Origin of the sequence: Gracilibacillus caseinilyticus, assembly GCF_022919115.1 — a bacterium.
Taxonomy (GTDB): Bacteria; Bacillota; Bacilli; order Bacillales; family Amphibacillaceae; genus Gracilibacillus; species Gracilibacillus caseinilyticus.
Genome location: NZ_CP095072.1, coordinates 3,808,309 through 3,824,218, shown reverse-complemented (window position 1 = coordinate 3,824,218; position 15,910 = coordinate 3,808,309). Strand labels below are relative to the sequence as shown.

Genomic DNA, 15,910 nt, shown 5'->3' with positions numbered 1-15,910 from the left:
TGGGTGTGCTCATTTTATTATAAAAAATACAGCAATAAATCTTTGTGATTTTACACAAATTCGATTGTTTTAATGGCTTTCACAGGGTTTTCCTGATTGGATCCATCCCCAAAATACAGATGAGCGGGACCATCTTCTTTAATTTGTCTGCCATCAATAGAAAATAATAAAAATGAAGCTAATAAAGTTTCAACAGAAATGGAATATGTATCCTCCGCTGTCACAATGTTTACTTGCGTTGCGCTTTCATTTATTTCGGCATTTTCCGCAAATTCACGGATCGGCATTACATATGAATAAGCCAATAATTCTTTTTTGTTATATTTTTTTACACTGTGATTTACTGGAGGCTTATTTAATTTACTTCCGGATTCTTCCGTATTTTTTTCCTTGGAAGTCTCTGAGAACGCATCCTCTAATTTCACTTTTCTGTCGTCAAAAATCCAGACACTTGGATCTAACGTTATCGGGTACTTTACTTTTCCTTTAATTTGTATAATCACTAACTCTCACCTCATTCATTGTTGCGTTACTATTAAGGATAGCAGACAATCGAGGAAAATGCATTTATCAGGGTGCTAACCCGGGAATATCTTTACACAACAGGATGAACAATTGAATAATATTTCGACTGTTCATTAGTGAAATGGATGGCTGCTTTAACAAATCTTATATAATATTAATCTTGTCGTACATATACATTATATTAACCTTGATGACTAGTGTCCTATCTTGCATTTTTGCTATGATCAAGGTATTATTACTAATAGAAGTATGAATACGGAGGGGATTTTAGTTGATACCTGAAGTGGCTGTAAGTAAAGAAGAGCAAGCTTATGCGATTTTGAAGGCTGACGCAGATAAAATATTACAATTAATAAAAGTTCAAATAGATAACTTAACAATGCCACAATGCCCTTTATATGAAGAAGTACTAGATACACAAATGTTTGGTTTATCAAAAGAAATAGATTTCGCTGTCCGTTTGGAACTGATCAGGGAAGAGGATGGTAAAGCGCTTTTAGATAATTTGGAAAAGCAACTGAATGTACTCCATGAGGCATCACAACAACATTATAGACGATAACTGAAAACTTTGCCCCATCATAGGCAAGGTTTTTGTTTTTTAGCTTGCTTATCCTATTTATAATGTCCTATATTAAATATAAGTGATAGTATGATAGAATAAGGTTTGAACAATATACTAGATTCCGAGGTATCTGTTTATGACACAAAAAAAGAAAACTTTTGATTTTCTATTAATGATTTCGCCAATTGTATTGGCCTGTTTTGGTATTGTAATGATTTACAGTGCAAGTATGGTCACGTCTGTTATGAAGGATGAGCCAGCATATTATATGGCACTAAAACAAGGGATATGGCTCGTTCTGGGTTTGGTAGTATTTGTATTTGCCAGCTATTTTAAGTATACATTTTATCAGAAGCTTTCCAAATGGATTGTTCTGATTATGTTTCTGTCATTACTTGCTGTCGAATTTATGGGGGTTACGCTTAACTCATCCCAGTCGTGGATTAAAATCGGACCTTTTTCCATTCAGCCCGCTGAATTTGTAAAAATAGGCTTGATCATCTATTTATCATCTATTTACACAAAAAAATTAGCTTATATCGGTGATTTTTTTAAAGGGGTATTACCTCCTCTAGTGATTACTTGTGCGTTACTAGGATTAATTATTATGCAGCCGGATGTAGGGACTGCAGCGATTGTTTTTGCTATTGCGTGCACGATCATATTCAGTTCTGGTATTAAATTCAAGCATTTGTCATTGCTGATGCTCATTGGTTTGCTAGTATTAGTAGCAGTAGGTGTACAAATGTCAACGGATGAAAAAATCTCACGTTTCACGGGTGCTTATCAACCATTTGAAGATCCTGAAGACAGTGGTTACCAACTGATACAATCCTACATAGCAATCGGTACAGGTGGAGTTTCTGGCCTGGGAATTGGACAAGGCATTCAGAAGCTTGGCTACCTAACCCAGGCAGAAAGTGATTTTATTATGGCGGTTATTGCAGAAGAGCTAGGTGCATTTGGTGTCCTGTTTGTACTAGCTATGATCAGTGTTATCGTCTTAAGAGGGCTATTCATCGCAAAAAAATGCGAGAATCCATTTGGCAGTTTGTTAGCCATAGGAATTTCTTCAATGGTTGGTATTCAGGCTTGTATTAATTTAGGTGCTATTTCTGGTTTATTACCAATTACAGGTGTTACATTGCCATTTGTTAGTTATGGTGGCTCTTCGTTGCTGGTATTACTATTTTCAATGGGAATATTAAATAATATTGCCCGTCATGTTAATTATCAGCGTTTTAATGAGGAAACCGTCTTAACAGAAAATGAAGAAACGAAAACAAGTCCAGTAACCAAAAGATTTAGAAGAAATTTCTCATCCTGAATAGGGATGAAACTTCTATTACAAAGAAGCTGGGATATAAAATTTTTAGCCAAAGCCAAGCCGAACATGACACGAATTCTTATCAATTAAGATTCGTGCAATGTTCGTTTTTTTCTTGCGCAGTATCTATAAACTATGAAGTAACTTCGTATATAACCGTGAAAAATGAACGTGATGATCAGCTTTGAGATCATATTGACATATATACTGTGCTTAAATTCCGCTCCGGCCAACCACTTCGCGTCCTGCGGGGCAACGGCTGAAACTAACTTTGTAAAGAAGATCGCTTCACAAAGTGGATCTTCAGCACCTGCACAATCCCGCGGGAGTCTACGTGGTTGGCCTACGCTAATATTAATATTTTACAACTGATGTAAGAGGTAGCATTTTGAGCGGTATCCATATTTGTCTATACTTCATTTAAAAAATGCTTTAACTGCAGGTAATTAAAATCTCTTAATCCCAGTATGACTAGCAATAGAAAAGAGTGCCTGGAGTAGCTACCTTTTTTAATGAATGATATACATTGTAAGATGTTCCTATATTCAAAACACTAACAATAGTGGGGAGAGTCTCTGTATATTTCATACGCTTAAGTCAAAGTTCCACAACGAATGAAATAGCTAATATACTACCTCTTTCCTCAATTGTAGAGCAAGTACCTTAGCGCAGGCAAACCACGGAGACTCCCGTGCCCCACAGGACGCGGAGTGGATGTCCGGAGCGATATTTTAGCACACAAACCATGTCAAAATGATCTCTTGGAAAATCTTCACATTATATATAGCTGAATGGTCATTACTTCGCAGTTTGCTTCAACTTCTTTATGTTTATTTTAACTAGCTTTGCTAAGCAAATTCACTCCATTACATTTACACAAGATATACATTTAGGCAATGAAAAGAAAATTATTTTATCACATAACAAAAACGGGCATGAATGAACACAGCCCGGTTCTTGGTATATTCTATAAGCTTCGGTACGATAATAGTAAGAAATAACATAGTATACCGAAATATAAGCTAAGTACTAATGCGTGTAATAAGGCGACGAAGAGATTTCCTACAGTGAAAATAATTAATGCACCGAGCAACACTTGGATTGTAACCAGGATCGTATTAATCATCCAGCCATTATACATAACACGGCTTGATGGGTAATCACGTATAATGTTAAATAACAGAATCCAAGTCCAAATAAAAGCTACACCAGCAAGTAAGCGATGCCCCATTTGCACCCATTGTCCCAAATGAAAATCAAAGTTGAAAGGCTGGTTATTTACACACATCGGCCAGTCCGGGCAGGCAAGACTGGAATCGATATGTCTCACTAATGCCCCTGAATAAACAACGAACATTAAGTAAAGAGCTAACCAGAAAAACTGTTTGCGATATTTAGCACTTATCATAAGGGAGTCAGCATCGAATTTATGATCAATTTCAAAGATAAGCAGTGTTAATAATAATACTGCTGCAAATGAAATGAGTGATATTCCGAAATGGAGAGCTAATACAAAATCAGATTGTGACCATACTACAGCTGCCGCTCCAATTAAGCCTTGAAGAACTAGGAAGAATATCGATACAAAGGCTAAAAATTTTGTTTCGCGAATGTGACCAATTTTACGCCAAGATAAAATAGATAATAACAATACGAGTAATCCGGCACCAGCAGAGACAACCCTATGACTCAATTCAATAAACATTTCCAAGGACCAATCACCATAACAGAAGGGCCAATTGGCGCCACAGCCCATTCCTGACCCAGTCTTTGTTACTAATGCTCCACCAATTAACACGAATATCATGACTAAAGTGGAAAGGATCGATAACACTTTTAAAAATTTCATATTTCGTACACCTCGTCTACCCATAGAAGTTTCCATTCTATTTAAAAATAGCATGAATGTTTTTTCAAGTTTTCCCGAAAAACGCTTGCAAAATAATTATGTATTATGCTAGAAATAAATAGGGTGGATGTTGGTTTGATTCCAAATCAAAATCTTGTCTATTATAACAAATTAATATAGTTTCGTGTCGATAAGTTTGATTTTGCATAAAACGTTCACAAAAATGTCACATTTTTAAATCATTCTGGAACTTAAATAGCGAAGCATGCAAATACATGGTACAATATCATTGTTTGATAAAAAATTGTATTTACTTGGTTATAAAACCAGTAAACTTCGCGTTATGCAAAATTTGAAAAGTTAGAAAGGAGGGTGCAACGATAGATGGATAAAATGGAATTTACAACGCAGGAATCGATTTTATCTTCACAGACGAATGAGTATTGGTATAAATGGTCCGAACTTAAATCAGTAATGAAAGTCGGTATCATTAACTCGAATACAATGACTGCTTTTGCAGGTTTTTGGTTAGCCTTATATTATACCAATACCTCCTTTTTAAATTATTGGCATCTCTTATTAGTAACTCTTATAGGGACTGCTTTTGTCATAGCTGGCGGGTGTGTAATCAATAATTATTATGATCGGGATATTGATCAAATAATGAAACGAACGAGAGAAAGGCCAACCGTAACAGGGACGATATACATAACACACGTTTTGATTATTGGGGTAGCGCTATCTGTAATCGGTATATTAATTTTATCTCTTGCGTCTGTTCAAACCGCAATTTTTGGTTTTATTGGCTGGTTTAGTTACGTCGTGTTGTATACGCTCTGGTCAAAACGGAAATATACTATTAACACTGCAATTGGAAGCCTATCAGGGGCTGTTCCCCCGTTAATCGGCTGGTCTGCTGTTGATCCTGACCTCCACGGTGTAGCTTGGATTTTATTCTTGTTAATATTTATCTGGCAGACACCGCACTTTCTGGCCATTGCAATGAAAAAAGTGGATGATTATCGCAACGCGAACATTCCGATGTTACCCGTTGTTTATGGTGTGAATATAACAAAACGCCAAATGCTTGTTTATATTATCTGCTTATTGCCTATCCCATTTTTATTACACGAAATAGGATTAATTTTTGTTATTTTAGCAACGCTATTAAATGTCGGATGGCTGGCCCTATCGATAAAAGGGTTATTTGTGAAAGATGACAAAAAATGGTCAAATCAAATGTTTATCTATTCACTAATATATTTGACTATTGTATTTCTTTCGATGATTATTATAACTTTTCCAAGTAATTTGTTATAATGAAGAAAAAATTGTCAGTCTAACTTGAAATTTTTCAAGTTTTTCTAAATAATATACTAAGCTTACAAAAGAAAGAGAGGGTCAAACATGAAAGATTGGATGGGAAAAATCCGAACTTTGTCCATTTTTTCCTTTTTAGTCATGGTACTTACAGCATGCGGTAAGAATAACTTAACAGCATTAGTACCTAAAGGGTATGGGGCAGAGCAATCCTTTAATGTCATTATTATTTCAATACTTGTTATGATTGTTGTCTTTATTGTTGTAATGGCGATCTACATCTATGTAGTGTTAAAATTCCGCCGTAAAAAAGGACAAGAAAATCAAATTCCTAAGCAAACAGAGGGGAACAAAACGTTGGAGGTAGTTTGGACAGTTATTCCAATTCTGCTATTAATTATTATCGCAGTGCCTACAATTGCTAGTACATATGATTTAGCTGATGAAGGTGAAAAAGAAGATAGTATTAATGTAAACGTTAAAGGTATGCAGTTCTGGTGGAATTTCGAATATGCAAATGAAGAAGTTCAAACAAGTCAGGAACTTTATATTCCGGTAGATCAGAAAGTTTATCTGAACATGCTATCAGGTGACGTTATTCACGCATTCTGGGTACCATCTATTTCAGGTAAGATGGATGTAAGTCCTGAAAACGAAAACACGATGTACATTGAAGCATTTGAAGAAGGCGTGTATTGGGGTAAATGTACGGAGTTCTGTGGTGATTCACACTCGTTGATGGACTTTAAAATTGTAGTAGTCAGTCAAGAAGAATACGATCAGTGGATTGAAGGATTGAAGAATACTGATCCTGAATATACTGCACAGTCTGCATCGGCTCAGGAAGGACAACAGTTATTTAATAATAATTGTATTAGCTGTCATGCAATTGATGCGAGTGCAACCAATCCGGTTATCGCTCCAAACCTGGCTGATTTCGGTAATCGTGCGATGATTGCTGGTGTAGAACATTACAGTAAAGAAGCACTGGTGGATTGGATATTAAATCCAGGAGAAATTAAACCAGGTAATGGTATGATGGAAGCACCTTATCTGACGGACAATGCAATTAATGAAGAAGATGCCGAAAAAATTGCTGATTTTCTCATGGAACTAAAAGCTACTGACAAACCAGTAGAAAGTGTGGAGATTTTTAGAGAAGAAGAAGGACAAGGTAACTAAAGGGAGGTTCATTTAAATTGAGTACATTGGTAGCTACGAACAAGAAGAGCTTCGGCGCTACGTTATGGGACTATTTAACAACGGTAGACCATAAGAAAATTGCTATTATGTATTTAATTGCTGGTGGTTTTTTCTTCCTGGTTGGAGGATTAGAAGCATTAGCAATTAGATGGCAATTAGTGCAGCCGATGAACGATTTTGTAAGTGCAGGTTTCTATAATGAATTAATTACAATGCACGGTACCACGATGATTTTCTTGGCAGCAATGCCGCTTATCTTCGCATTTATGAATGCTGTTGTACCGTTACAAATAGGAGCTCGAGATGTCGCGTTCCCATTTCTAAATTCCTTAGGTTTTTGGCTGTTCCTTTTCGGAGGAATTATGCTGAATGTAGGTTGGTTTACAGGTGGAGCAGCTGACGCAGGGTGGACTGCTTATGCACCACTTTCTACTACTTCTCCAGGAGAAGGGGTAGACTATTATGTGTTAGGTCTGCAAATTTCGGGTGCAGGTACGTTAATGGGTGGTATTAACTTCTTGGTAACAATAGTTAATATGCGTGCACCAGGAATGACTTATATGCGTATGCCATTATTTACATGGACTGCATTTGTGGCAAGTGCCCTTATTTTATTTGCCTTTCCAGCATTAACAGTCGGTTTATTCCTAATGATGTTTGATCGTTTGTTTGGCTCAGGATTTTTCGAAGCCAATATGGGTGGTAATGCTGTAATCTGGCAACACTTATTCTGGATATTTGGACACCCGGAAGTATACATTCTGGCATTACCGGCATTTGGTGTTTTTAGTGAAATTATTTCTACTTTCTCTAAAAAACGTTTGTTTGGTTATACAGCAATGGTATTTGCAACTGTACTTATTGGTTTCTTAGGATTTATGGTGTGGGCGCACCACATGTTCACAGTAGGTATGGGTCCAGCAGCTAACTCTATATTTGCAGTTGCAACTATGGCCATCGCTGTGCCAACCGGTATTAAAATCTTTAACTGGTTGTTTACACTTTGGGGAGGTAGTATTGAAATTAACACCCCAATGCTTTGGGCATTAGGCTTTATCCCAACTTTTACACTTGGTGGTATGACAGGGGTTATGGTTGCAGCGGCTTCCGCTGACTACCAGTTCCACGATACGTACTTCGTAGTCGCGCACTTCCACTATGTAATCGTTGGTGGTGTAGTATTTGCCTTATTAGCTGGTTTACATTACTGGTGGCCAAAAATGTTTGGTACGATTCTAGATGATAAACTTGGCAAAATTACATTCTGGTTCTTCTTTATTGGCTTCCATTTGACGTTTTTTATTCAGCATTTCCTAGGATTAATGGGTATGCCTAGACGTTATTGGACATATTTAGAAAATCAAGGATTAGATTTAGGAAACTTAGTTAGTACAATTGGCGCCTTCTTAATGGGTGTCGGTACAATTTTCCTTTTAATCAATATTGTAAAAACAACGATGAAAAATGAAAAAGTTGGCGGTGACCCTTGGGATGCACGTACATTAGAATGGGCGATTCCTTCACCACCACCATTTTATAACTTTAAACAGTTACCGTTAGTGCGTGGTTTGGATCCGCTATGGGTTGAAAAAACAGAAGGACGTAAAGGCATGACACCTGCAGAACCGATTGGTGATATTCATATGCCTAATAATTCGTTCTTGCCATTTGTCATATCAGTCGGTTTATTTATTGCAGGTTTTGGTTTTATTTATCAGAAGAATGATTTATCATGGTTGACACTAGTATTTATCGGAATGGGTATTGCATTAGGTGCTATGTTAACTCGCTCCGTGAAAGACGATATTGGATACCATATCCATAAGGAAGACTTACAGAAGGAGGCTGAGGAATCATGAGTGAACAAGATGTACTAAATCCGAAGCATATGCCTCATAATCCTGAGAAAGCAACCTTGGAAGGGAAAAATAAATTCATCGGTTTTTGGTTCTTCCTTGGTGGTGAGTCCGTTTTATTTGCGAGTTTGTTCGGGACTTATTTAGCATTGAATGATTCGACAAACGGTGGGAAAGGTTCAGAAGAGTTATTCGGTCTTGAATTAGTATTCATAATGACGATGCTCCTTTTAACCAGTTCATTAACAAGTGTATATGCGATGTATCATATGAAGAATAATGATTTTAAGAAGATGATGGTATGGCTCGGTATCACCGTTGCACTTGGTCTTGGATTCCTTTGCTTTGAGTTATATGAATTTAATCATTATATTCATGAGTATGAATTTACGATGCGTTCATCAGCATTTGGTTCAGCCTTCTACACATTAGTTGGCTTCCATGGTGGGCACGTTGTGTTTGGTTTATTATGGTTTATTTCATTAATGGTCCGTAACGCAAAGCGTGGCTTGAATTTATACAATGCACCTAAGTTCTACATCGCTAGTTTATACTGGCACTTTATCGATGTTGTTTGGGTATTTATCTTCACAGTAGTTTATCTGATGGGGGTGCTGTAAACAATGACAGACAAAGTATCTGAAACAAGTCAGCAATTTGATTATGAAAAGCAGAAACGAAAAGAGGAAATGAAGCAGCAAGTAATCACATTTGCATTAATGATTGTTTTCACGCTTATATCATTTGCAATGGTGTTGGCAGAGTTAGATCGATTATTTGTCATCCCAGTCATTTTAGTATTAGCAGCTGTTCAAGTTGGCTTTCAATTGTATTATTTCATGCATATGAGCCACAAAGGTCATGAACTTCCAGCATTAATGTTCTATGGCGGTGTATTTGCTGCATTTCTAACAATACTTGCATTAGTTGTTCTTGTTTGGTGGTAAAGTCAAAGCTTGAAAGGTGCCAGGGTACCTTTCAAGCTTTTTTAACACGCTAGGAAAGCATAAAATTTTTGTAATGATGAAGCTCGACGTAGTGAAAATTTAGAGTGTGTCAAATATAAGAATAACTACGGCACTCGCTAAGAAACGAGGCGGATGCCGATTTTTTTTGAAAATGTAATAAATATAGAAGGAAAACATACTGTTCATGAAATTGTTGAAAAAAAATGCTAGACCTTGTTTTATGACTGATATAAGTCCGATATAATGAATGTATGTTGCAAGGATAAAAAATGGAGTGATCTCAATATGTGGCAAGACATACAGATTTTTGGGTTCAGAGCACTATGGAGTCCATATTATGCACTTTTTATCGTTTTACTGGCTGTATTATATTTTTGGCTATTTGTGAAACGTAATGATGACAAAAAAGCCAATCGAAGACAGATGACCCTTTTTTATAGTGGAATTGCGTTATTGTATATTATAAAAGGATCTCCGATTGATTTATTATCACACATCATGTTTACATCTCATATGATTCAAATGGCGTTGTATTACCTGTTATTTCCGATTTTAATGATTCGTGGAATACCAGCCTGGTTCTGGAGAAAAGTATTTAATATGCCTGTATTAAGCAGTATATTAAAGCTGTGCACCAAACCGCTTATTGCTTTACTAGTTTTCAATGGGTTATTTTCTTTTTATCATATTCCAGCTATTTTTGATTTTGCTAAAGCAAATGATGTTGCGCATACGTCTATCTCTTTAACAATATTATTAGCAGCATTCCTGATGTGGTGGCCTATTTATACTCCACTAAAGGAATTGGATACAATGCAACCATTACTGAAAATTGGTTATATTTGTGCAAATGGAATTTTGATTACACCTGCCTGTGCACTTATCATATTTGCGACAGACAGCTTATATGCTACTTATGGTGCGGGAGGTAGTTGGGTACAAGCTCTTTCATTATGTGTACCTGGAGATGTGTTAACAGGTCTAAGTGGTTTATCGATCAATGGACCGGAAATGTTTTCTCCATTAGGAATAGTGGAGGATCAACAGCTTGGTGGCATCGTGATGAAAATAACACAGGAAATCATTTTTGGTAGTATTTTAGCCAGAATTTTCTTTCCTTGGTTTAGAAGTGGTGCAGATAAAGTGGATCCATTACCTAGCAACCATCACACAGGGCAAATATAATTTGGGAAGGAATGGATGGAATGCAGTTATTACCAACTCTTAGTACCTTTTTTATTATTTTGAGTGCGATTCTAGTGGCAATTGGATGGCGCCTCGTAATAAAAAAGAAATATAAGCAGCATCGAAAAGTGATGATTGCCGCTGCATACAGTGCGTTGGTGTTTTTTATTATATATATGTCACGTACTGTATTTATCGGCAATACTAGTTTTGGCGGGCCGGATGATATTAAGCTTTACTATACGATTTTTTTAATATTTCATATCTTCCTCGCTACAACAGGTGCTGTTTTTGGTGTGATTACACTTATTTTAGCCTTTAAACGAAATATCGCTAAACACCAAAAGATCGGCCCTGTAACAAGTATTATTTGGTTTTTTACAGCGATCACAGGTGTTGCGGTTTATCTGTTGTTATACGTTATTTATGATGGTGGAAAAACAACTAGTTTAATAAAGGCAATTTTAGGTACATAAAAAGGACTGAGCAGTTGCTCAGTTTTTTTTTGAGCATGTTTAAATTGGTAAGGTTAAAATTAGAAATCCTATAATACGGATTATGAAAACCAGCTTAGTCATTTTGAAATGTTGTTAGTGCAAGAATACCGTTCCGGCCAACCACCTCGCGTCCTGCGGGGCACGGCTGGCACTTCACAAAGTGGATCTTCAGCACCTGCACAATCCGAGGGAGTCTACGTGGTTGGCCTGCGCTAGGATAGGTACTCTACAACTTTTGTAAGAGCTAACATATTGAGCGCATCAACATTTGATGTTATAACATAATGCCTAGCACCACTGCTTTTATCTAAGACTCCTCATGCGTCAGCGCGAGCTGAAGATCCACTTTGTTTCTGCCAGTGTCTACAAGTATTGCTTCGAAGTAGGCTTCCTCGGCACAAGGCAGCAAAGAATTTTTTCAAGTAGTAGCCTAGCTGAAGCCGTGCCCCACAGGACGCGGAGCATATTTCTGTAGTTTTACTATGCAGATAAAACCTATCAAAATTACCATATTGTCTTACGTTCCACCTTACATCCGTATTATAGATAGTTTTAAGTGGGTCGAGTGATTTTTGTTTTCAATATAAAAGTGAATGAAGTAAAACAAGACTACCACATATAAAGTGATAGCCTTGTTTGTTTCTATATTTTAAAATTAGCCTTAATAATCTCGGCTTCTTTAGCAGAATTAAAAGCAATGACAAGTAACGGCCCGACAATGAATCCTAGAATACCAATCAACTTAAGCCCGACATACATGGATATTAAGGTGGCAAGTGGAGATAATCCAATTTGTTTCCCCATAACTTTTGGCTCTACGGTTCTTCTTATTGCTAATAGAATGATGGCCAGGATTGCTAATTGGCTGCCGACTAGCAAATCACCCATTATTAGCAAATAGAGAGCCCATGGGCCAAGTATCGCTATAGAACCGATAATAGGTATAAAATCGATAATCCAGATGATTAACGACATAATCAAGGCATATTCCGGCACTATAATGTACAATCCGATTAACGACACAATAAATATGATAATACTTACTAGAAACTGAGCTTTAAAAAATCCGAGAATGACGTAGGATAGACGATCATTCATAAATTTTACTTTTTTTGCAGTTGTTTCTTTCAAATGACTATATCCGATCGCTTTTAAGCGAGGAATTTCAAGCATGAACATAAATAAAGCAATCAGATAGACAATAAGACTAACTAAATATTCGGGTACTTTACTTAGTGCATTCGCTATTTTATCAATATTAAGTTTTTCTCGAAGATTGTTACCTAAATCAATGGTAGTGGTTTCTATTTGTGTTTTTACTTGTGTCACCAGATTTTCTGGTAAATCTTTGGTAACATGATCAAGATCAGATTCCCATTGTGTTAATTGATTATTGATTTGTTTTATGTAGGTTGGGATATTTTCGGTAAAACTGACAACTTGACCAATAATTTTCGCAACTGCGTACGTACCAATAGTACTAATAACAAGAATGAATAAAATAAACACGATCGTAACTGCAAGCTGTCGATTTAATTTAAGTCTTTTTATAAAACTTCTAACTATCGGGTTAAGCATTAAAGCAGTAATGAAGGCGATGATGATCGGGAGTGAAACGGGTAGAACAAAGTATGCCGCTACCAGAATCAATAAAATAATAAAAATTAGTTTTATATTTTTTTTATTGGGATTTTTCATTTAATTACAATTCTGTCTCCTTTCTAAAAACAACCAGATAATGTTACTAGGGAAGGATTATGAAAAACGGCTGTATCCGTTATACAGCCGTTTTTCATATGTGCGAGGATCCTTACTTTATAAACGGTTCCAAATTAGCTTTTGCATTTTTTAATAGTTTTGACGCTCTTTCTACTGTTGTGGCAGGGAAATTCTCTTGCTCGCCGTATTCGATGCCAGTTGGGTAGTAATGCTTTCCAAGCAGTGGTGTTAATAATTTGATCACAGCGTCACCACGATCTACGTCACCTTCTAGTGCATAGCCTTGCACTCTTATGTAATACGTAATATTTGTTTCTGGGGAGCCGATCTTATAATCATACGTTACACGTTCGTAATCCCACTGTCCTGCACGGATAAAATTAGCATTTTCCATTACATGATCTAATGGTTTCAAATCTACAACTACATCTTCGAATCCTGTGTCTGTAATCTTCATACTTTCACCTCATCTAAAAATATCACTAAACCTATAATAGTATGAATTGAAGAAAGATGCAATTAAATTAGACATTCCCTACTAAAAACTTTCATGAAAAAGATAGAGAAGCATATATTGTAATAAATCAGAATAAATAGTAGGTGGGTTAAAATGAAAATAAAAGTGATCTTCTTTATTGCTGCAATATTTCTAATAGTTTTAACGAGTGTTCTGTATGTGAACTTACAGGATGAACCCGAAAAGATGATGTTATATCATCAAAAGAATCAACAGTTAAAAAGTGAAAAAGTACAAATCGCCGAAGATCACAGTCTCATTGTCCAACAGCATGCATTATGGAAGTTACTAAATAGAGATATTAGAAATTTTACTGAGAAATACGGAGAGCCAGATCGCAAAGACCCTTCAATATACGGGTTTGAATGGTGGATTTATCGATCAGAGAATAAATACGTTCAAGTTGCTGTAAAAGACGAGCAATTGGTCAGTATGTATACGAATTCCGGCGAGTTAGATTTTCAACCGATTAAAATTGGTCAAACTGTAGAGGAAATAAACGAGTTATATCCCTTTGAAAAAGAAATAGAGTTTGATCAGATTCGCTTCCAATTAACAGAGGATGACCTGAAGGAAAGGCCTGTAATCAAATTGAATGAAAATATTTATGCTCAACTTTACGTGGATCAATATACAGAGAAACTAGCAGGGATTCGTGTTTTGAATAAGGAGGTATTAGAAGTGATGAAGCCGTATGAGCTTTATTATTGGGGTGAACTAAAAGAAACGGAAGAACCTAATGAAGAAGAAAAAATGGCTATGGAAAAAGGGATGGAACAACAAATATTTGATTTAACGAATATTATCCGTCAGCACCATCAACTTTCTACTTTGGAATGGGATGAACATGCCGCAGTTGCAGCTAAAACGCACAGCAAGGACATGCAGGAAGAGAATTATTTTTCTCATTATAGCTTGAATGGGGATGGATTGAAGGAAAGGTTAGTAGACGCAGATGCTTACTATTTATCAGCTGGAGAAAATATTGCTGCACATTATGTAGATGCTCCGGCAGTTATCCACGGGTGGCTTAATAGTGAAGGCCATCGTGATGCATTGCTTAAAGAGGAATATACCCATTTAGGTGTGGGTGTGTATCAATCCTTCTATACACAAAACTTTATCGAAAAGTAATCACTGGCACACGGATCGGTACAAACGCATATATTACAATAGTTACGTTGTGTGAGAGGAGTGCAGATATGAAGAATTCATTTAACCCTTCTGTACAACAATTTAAACTGTTTCTTCAAGATCATCCTTTGTTATTAAAGCAAGTTCGACAAGGGAACATGACGATGCAGGACGCCTATGAACAATATATGCTGTTAGGTGAGGACGATCCATCATGGAAAAACTATCAGAAAAAAGAAAAGAAGGATGTAAAGAAAGATAAAGAGGAGAAAACAAGCAATCAATTGTATCAAAAGATGTGGAAACATATTGAAGAGCTTGACGCCAATAAAGTCGAAACACATATTAACGATTTAAACGGTGCAATCGACAATTTATTGACGTTAATCGGACAGTTTAAGCAGTTCAGAAGTAAAAATCAATCAGGCGCAGGTTCGTCCTCTGATCAATTCTTCTTTCATCCAAAGGATTAGGAGGGATGCTATGGAGCCTGAAACATATCGCTATATTCAACAGCGAACTGATTTATGGCGTTTTATCCGTTTAAATCCGGATTGGTATCGATATTTATCAAGAAATCCTGAGCGTGTCAGGGAAATGGAGAAAGAGGCAAAACAATTTTACGGTAAGACAATTCCTCAACGTTTAGCACGAACACAGCAAAATATTCACATGGTCAGGTTGTTAATGCAAATGGCAGGTTCTTGGAATGATTAGAACCTGCCTCTTTTCATTTTTCCAGAAACTTGATATGATGTTAGTGTGGAGGTGTTATATCATGTTAGCAAATATGGAAGTTATTGACCTTTTAGATAAATCTGAAGCATTGGGCCAAATGGTGCTCGATTCGGATGTGAAGCAGGAGTTTGATCAAGCGAAGCAACGGATGGAAAACGACCAAGAGGCACAACACTTAATAAAGCAGTTCAACAACATGAAAGAATCGTATGATGAGGTGGAGCGTTTCGGCAGATACCATCCTGATTATAGTAAGATTATGAAGGAAATTCGTGTTGCCAAGAGAGAAATGGATATGCATGATACGATTGCAACATATAAATTAGCAGAAACCAATCTGCAAAAACTACTGGATGAAATTAGTCAGTTAGTAGCGTTTAGTGTGAGTGATAAAGTGAAAGTTCCTATGGACGGCGCAGCTTTAACAGATGGAGGCTGTGGTTGTGGTTCTGGTGGAGGAGGCTGTGGCTGTAAGGCTTCATAGCCAGAACTGGTATGAAGGAGGCT

General features: G+C 36.6%; 17 protein-coding genes. 13 read left to right on the top strand and 4 right to left on the bottom strand.

Features of this window, described 5'->3' with window-relative positions:
* Positions 1–50: 50 nt before the first annotated feature.
* Entirely contained in the window at positions 51–503 is a 453-nt protein-coding gene (locus MUN88_RS18360; RefSeq protein ID WP_244717860.1) for a hypothetical protein, read from the bottom strand.
* A gap of 293 nt (positions 504–796) precedes the next feature.
* Between MUN88_RS18360 and MUN88_RS18355 the strand changes: the two genes are divergently transcribed.
* Both MUN88_RS18355 and ftsW read left to right on the top strand, forming a co-directional pair.
* The gene (locus MUN88_RS18355) at positions 797–1,087 is read left to right on the top strand and encodes an Fpa/YlaN family protein (protein WP_369809899.1); all 291 of its coding nucleotides are present in this window, start codon (positions 797–799) and stop codon (positions 1,085–1,087) included.
* Between the two features lie 139 nt (positions 1,088–1,226).
* A complete protein-coding gene (ftsW, locus tag MUN88_RS18350) occupies positions 1,227–2,417 on the top strand; it encodes a putative lipid II flippase FtsW (RefSeq protein ID WP_244717858.1) in 1,191 nt (396 codons plus the stop codon).
* A gap of 967 nt (positions 2,418–3,384) precedes the next feature.
* Here ftsW and MUN88_RS18345 read toward each other — a convergent pair.
* Positions 3,385–4,266 (bottom strand): COX15/CtaA family protein, encoded by an 882-nt coding sequence (locus tag MUN88_RS18345; protein ID WP_244717855.1) that lies wholly within the window; start codon positions 4,264–4,266, stop codon positions 3,385–3,387.
* Positions 4,267–4,650: 384 nt separating this feature from the next.
* On the opposite strand from MUN88_RS18345, the gene cyoE reads away from it, so the two are divergent.
* The 7 genes from cyoE (at position 4,651) to MUN88_RS18310 (ending at position 11,274) form a co-directional block, all read left to right on the top strand.
* Positions 4,651–5,586: a heme o synthase gene (gene cyoE, locus MUN88_RS18340; RefSeq protein WP_244717852.1), complete on the top strand. Its 936-nt coding sequence runs from the start codon at positions 4,651–4,653 to the stop codon at positions 5,584–5,586.
* A gap of 87 nt (positions 5,587–5,673) precedes the next feature.
* The gene (gene coxB / locus MUN88_RS18335) at positions 5,674–6,768 is read left to right on the top strand and encodes a cytochrome c oxidase subunit II (protein ID WP_244717849.1); all 1,095 of its coding nucleotides are present in this window, start codon (positions 5,674–5,676) and stop codon (positions 6,766–6,768) included.
* Between the two features lie 17 nt (positions 6,769–6,785).
* Positions 6,786–8,648, top strand: a complete 1,863-nt coding sequence (gene ctaD / locus MUN88_RS18330) for a cytochrome c oxidase subunit I (protein WP_244717846.1) — start codon at positions 6,786–6,788, stop codon at positions 8,646–8,648.
* Positions 8,645–9,265: a cytochrome (ubi)quinol oxidase subunit III gene (locus tag MUN88_RS18325; RefSeq protein ID WP_244717843.1), complete on the top strand. Its 621-nt coding sequence runs from the start codon at positions 8,645–8,647 to the stop codon at positions 9,263–9,265. Before ctaD ends, MUN88_RS18325 begins: the two co-directional genes overlap by 4 nt.
* Positions 9,266–9,268: 3 nt before the next feature.
* On the top strand, positions 9,269–9,592 hold the full coding sequence (gene ctaF, locus MUN88_RS18320; RefSeq protein ID WP_244717840.1) for a cytochrome c oxidase subunit IVB: 324 nt from the start codon (positions 9,269–9,271) through the stop codon (positions 9,590–9,592).
* 306 nt (positions 9,593–9,898) lie between these two features.
* On the top strand, positions 9,899–10,798 hold the full coding sequence (ctaG, locus tag MUN88_RS18315; protein ID WP_244717836.1) for a cytochrome c oxidase assembly factor CtaG: 900 nt from the start codon (positions 9,899–9,901) through the stop codon (positions 10,796–10,798).
* Positions 10,799–10,818: 20 nt separating this feature from the next.
* Positions 10,819–11,274: a DUF420 domain-containing protein gene (locus tag MUN88_RS18310; RefSeq protein ID WP_244717833.1), complete on the top strand. Its 456-nt coding sequence runs from the start codon at positions 10,819–10,821 to the stop codon at positions 11,272–11,274.
* Positions 11,275–11,937: 663 nt separating this feature from the next.
* On the opposite strand, the gene ytvI is transcribed toward MUN88_RS18310, so the two are convergent.
* Both ytvI and MUN88_RS18300 read right to left on the bottom strand, forming a co-directional pair.
* Entirely contained in the window at positions 11,938–12,993 is a 1,056-nt protein-coding gene (ytvI, locus tag MUN88_RS18305; RefSeq protein ID WP_244717830.1) for a sporulation integral membrane protein YtvI, read from the bottom strand.
* Between the two features lie 112 nt (positions 12,994–13,105).
* On the bottom strand, positions 13,106–13,471 hold the full coding sequence (locus MUN88_RS18300) for a YugN family protein (protein ID WP_244717827.1): 366 nt from the start codon (positions 13,469–13,471) through the stop codon (positions 13,106–13,108).
* 153 nt (positions 13,472–13,624) lie between these two features.
* Here MUN88_RS18300 and MUN88_RS18295 point away from each other — a divergent pair, with 153 nt between their 5' ends.
* From MUN88_RS18295 to MUN88_RS18280, 4 genes are all read left to right on the top strand, one after another.
* Entirely contained in the window at positions 13,625–14,665 is a 1,041-nt protein-coding gene (locus MUN88_RS18295; RefSeq protein WP_244717824.1) for a CAP domain-containing protein, read from the top strand.
* Positions 14,666–14,733: 68 nt separating this feature from the next.
* Positions 14,734–15,138 carry a spore coat protein YlbD gene (gene ylbD / locus MUN88_RS18290; protein ID WP_244717822.1) on the top strand — a complete coding sequence of 135 codons (405 nt, stop codon included), beginning with the start codon at positions 14,734–14,736 and terminating at the stop codon, positions 15,136–15,138.
* 10 nt (positions 15,139–15,148) lie between these two features.
* A complete protein-coding gene (locus MUN88_RS18285; RefSeq protein ID WP_244717820.1) occupies positions 15,149–15,382 on the top strand; it encodes a YlbE-like family protein in 234 nt (77 codons plus the stop codon).
* A 61-nt stretch (positions 15,383–15,443) separates the two neighbouring features.
* Positions 15,444–15,887, top strand: coding sequence for a YlbF/YmcA family competence regulator (locus MUN88_RS18280; RefSeq protein WP_244717818.1), 444 nt, complete (start codon positions 15,444–15,446; stop codon positions 15,885–15,887).
* Positions 15,888–15,910 lie beyond the last annotated feature (23 nt).

What these genes read in the sequence shown, in the direction of transcription:
- ftsW (WP_244717858.1), top strand. Translation starts at nt 1,227, where the DNA reads ATGACACAAAAAAAGAAAACTTTTGATTTTCTATTAATGATTTCGCCA.
- MUN88_RS18345 (WP_244717855.1), bottom strand. Translation starts at nt 4,266, where the DNA reads ATGAAATTTTTAAAAGTGTTATCGATCCTTTCCACTTTAGTCATGATA.
- cyoE (WP_244717852.1), top strand. Translation starts at nt 4,651, where the DNA reads ATGGATAAAATGGAATTTACAACGCAGGAATCGATTTTATCTTCACAG.
- coxB (WP_244717849.1), top strand. Translation starts at nt 5,674, where the DNA reads ATGAAAGATTGGATGGGAAAAATCCGAACTTTGTCCATTTTTTCCTTT.
- MUN88_RS18325 (WP_244717843.1), top strand. Translation starts at nt 8,645, where the DNA reads ATGAGTGAACAAGATGTACTAAATCCGAAGCATATGCCTCATAATCCT.
- ctaF (WP_244717840.1), top strand. Translation starts at nt 9,269, where the DNA reads ATGACAGACAAAGTATCTGAAACAAGTCAGCAATTTGATTATGAAAAG.
- ctaG (WP_244717836.1), top strand. Translation starts at nt 9,899, where the DNA reads ATGTGGCAAGACATACAGATTTTTGGGTTCAGAGCACTATGGAGTCCA.
- MUN88_RS18310 (WP_244717833.1), top strand. Translation starts at nt 10,819, where the DNA reads ATGCAGTTATTACCAACTCTTAGTACCTTTTTTATTATTTTGAGTGCG.
- ytvI (WP_244717830.1), bottom strand. Translation starts at nt 12,993, where the DNA reads ATGAAAAATCCCAATAAAAAAAATATAAAACTAATTTTTATTATTTTA.
- MUN88_RS18300 (WP_244717827.1), bottom strand. Translation starts at nt 13,471, where the DNA reads ATGAAGATTACAGACACAGGATTCGAAGATGTAGTTGTAGATTTGAAA.
- MUN88_RS18295 (WP_244717824.1), top strand. Translation starts at nt 13,625, where the DNA reads ATGAAAATAAAAGTGATCTTCTTTATTGCTGCAATATTTCTAATAGTT.
- ylbD (WP_244717822.1), top strand. Translation starts at nt 14,734, where the DNA reads ATGAAGAATTCATTTAACCCTTCTGTACAACAATTTAAACTGTTTCTT.
- MUN88_RS18285 (WP_244717820.1), top strand. Translation starts at nt 15,149, where the DNA reads ATGGAGCCTGAAACATATCGCTATATTCAACAGCGAACTGATTTATGG.
- MUN88_RS18280 (WP_244717818.1), top strand. Translation starts at nt 15,444, where the DNA reads ATGTTAGCAAATATGGAAGTTATTGACCTTTTAGATAAATCTGAAGCA.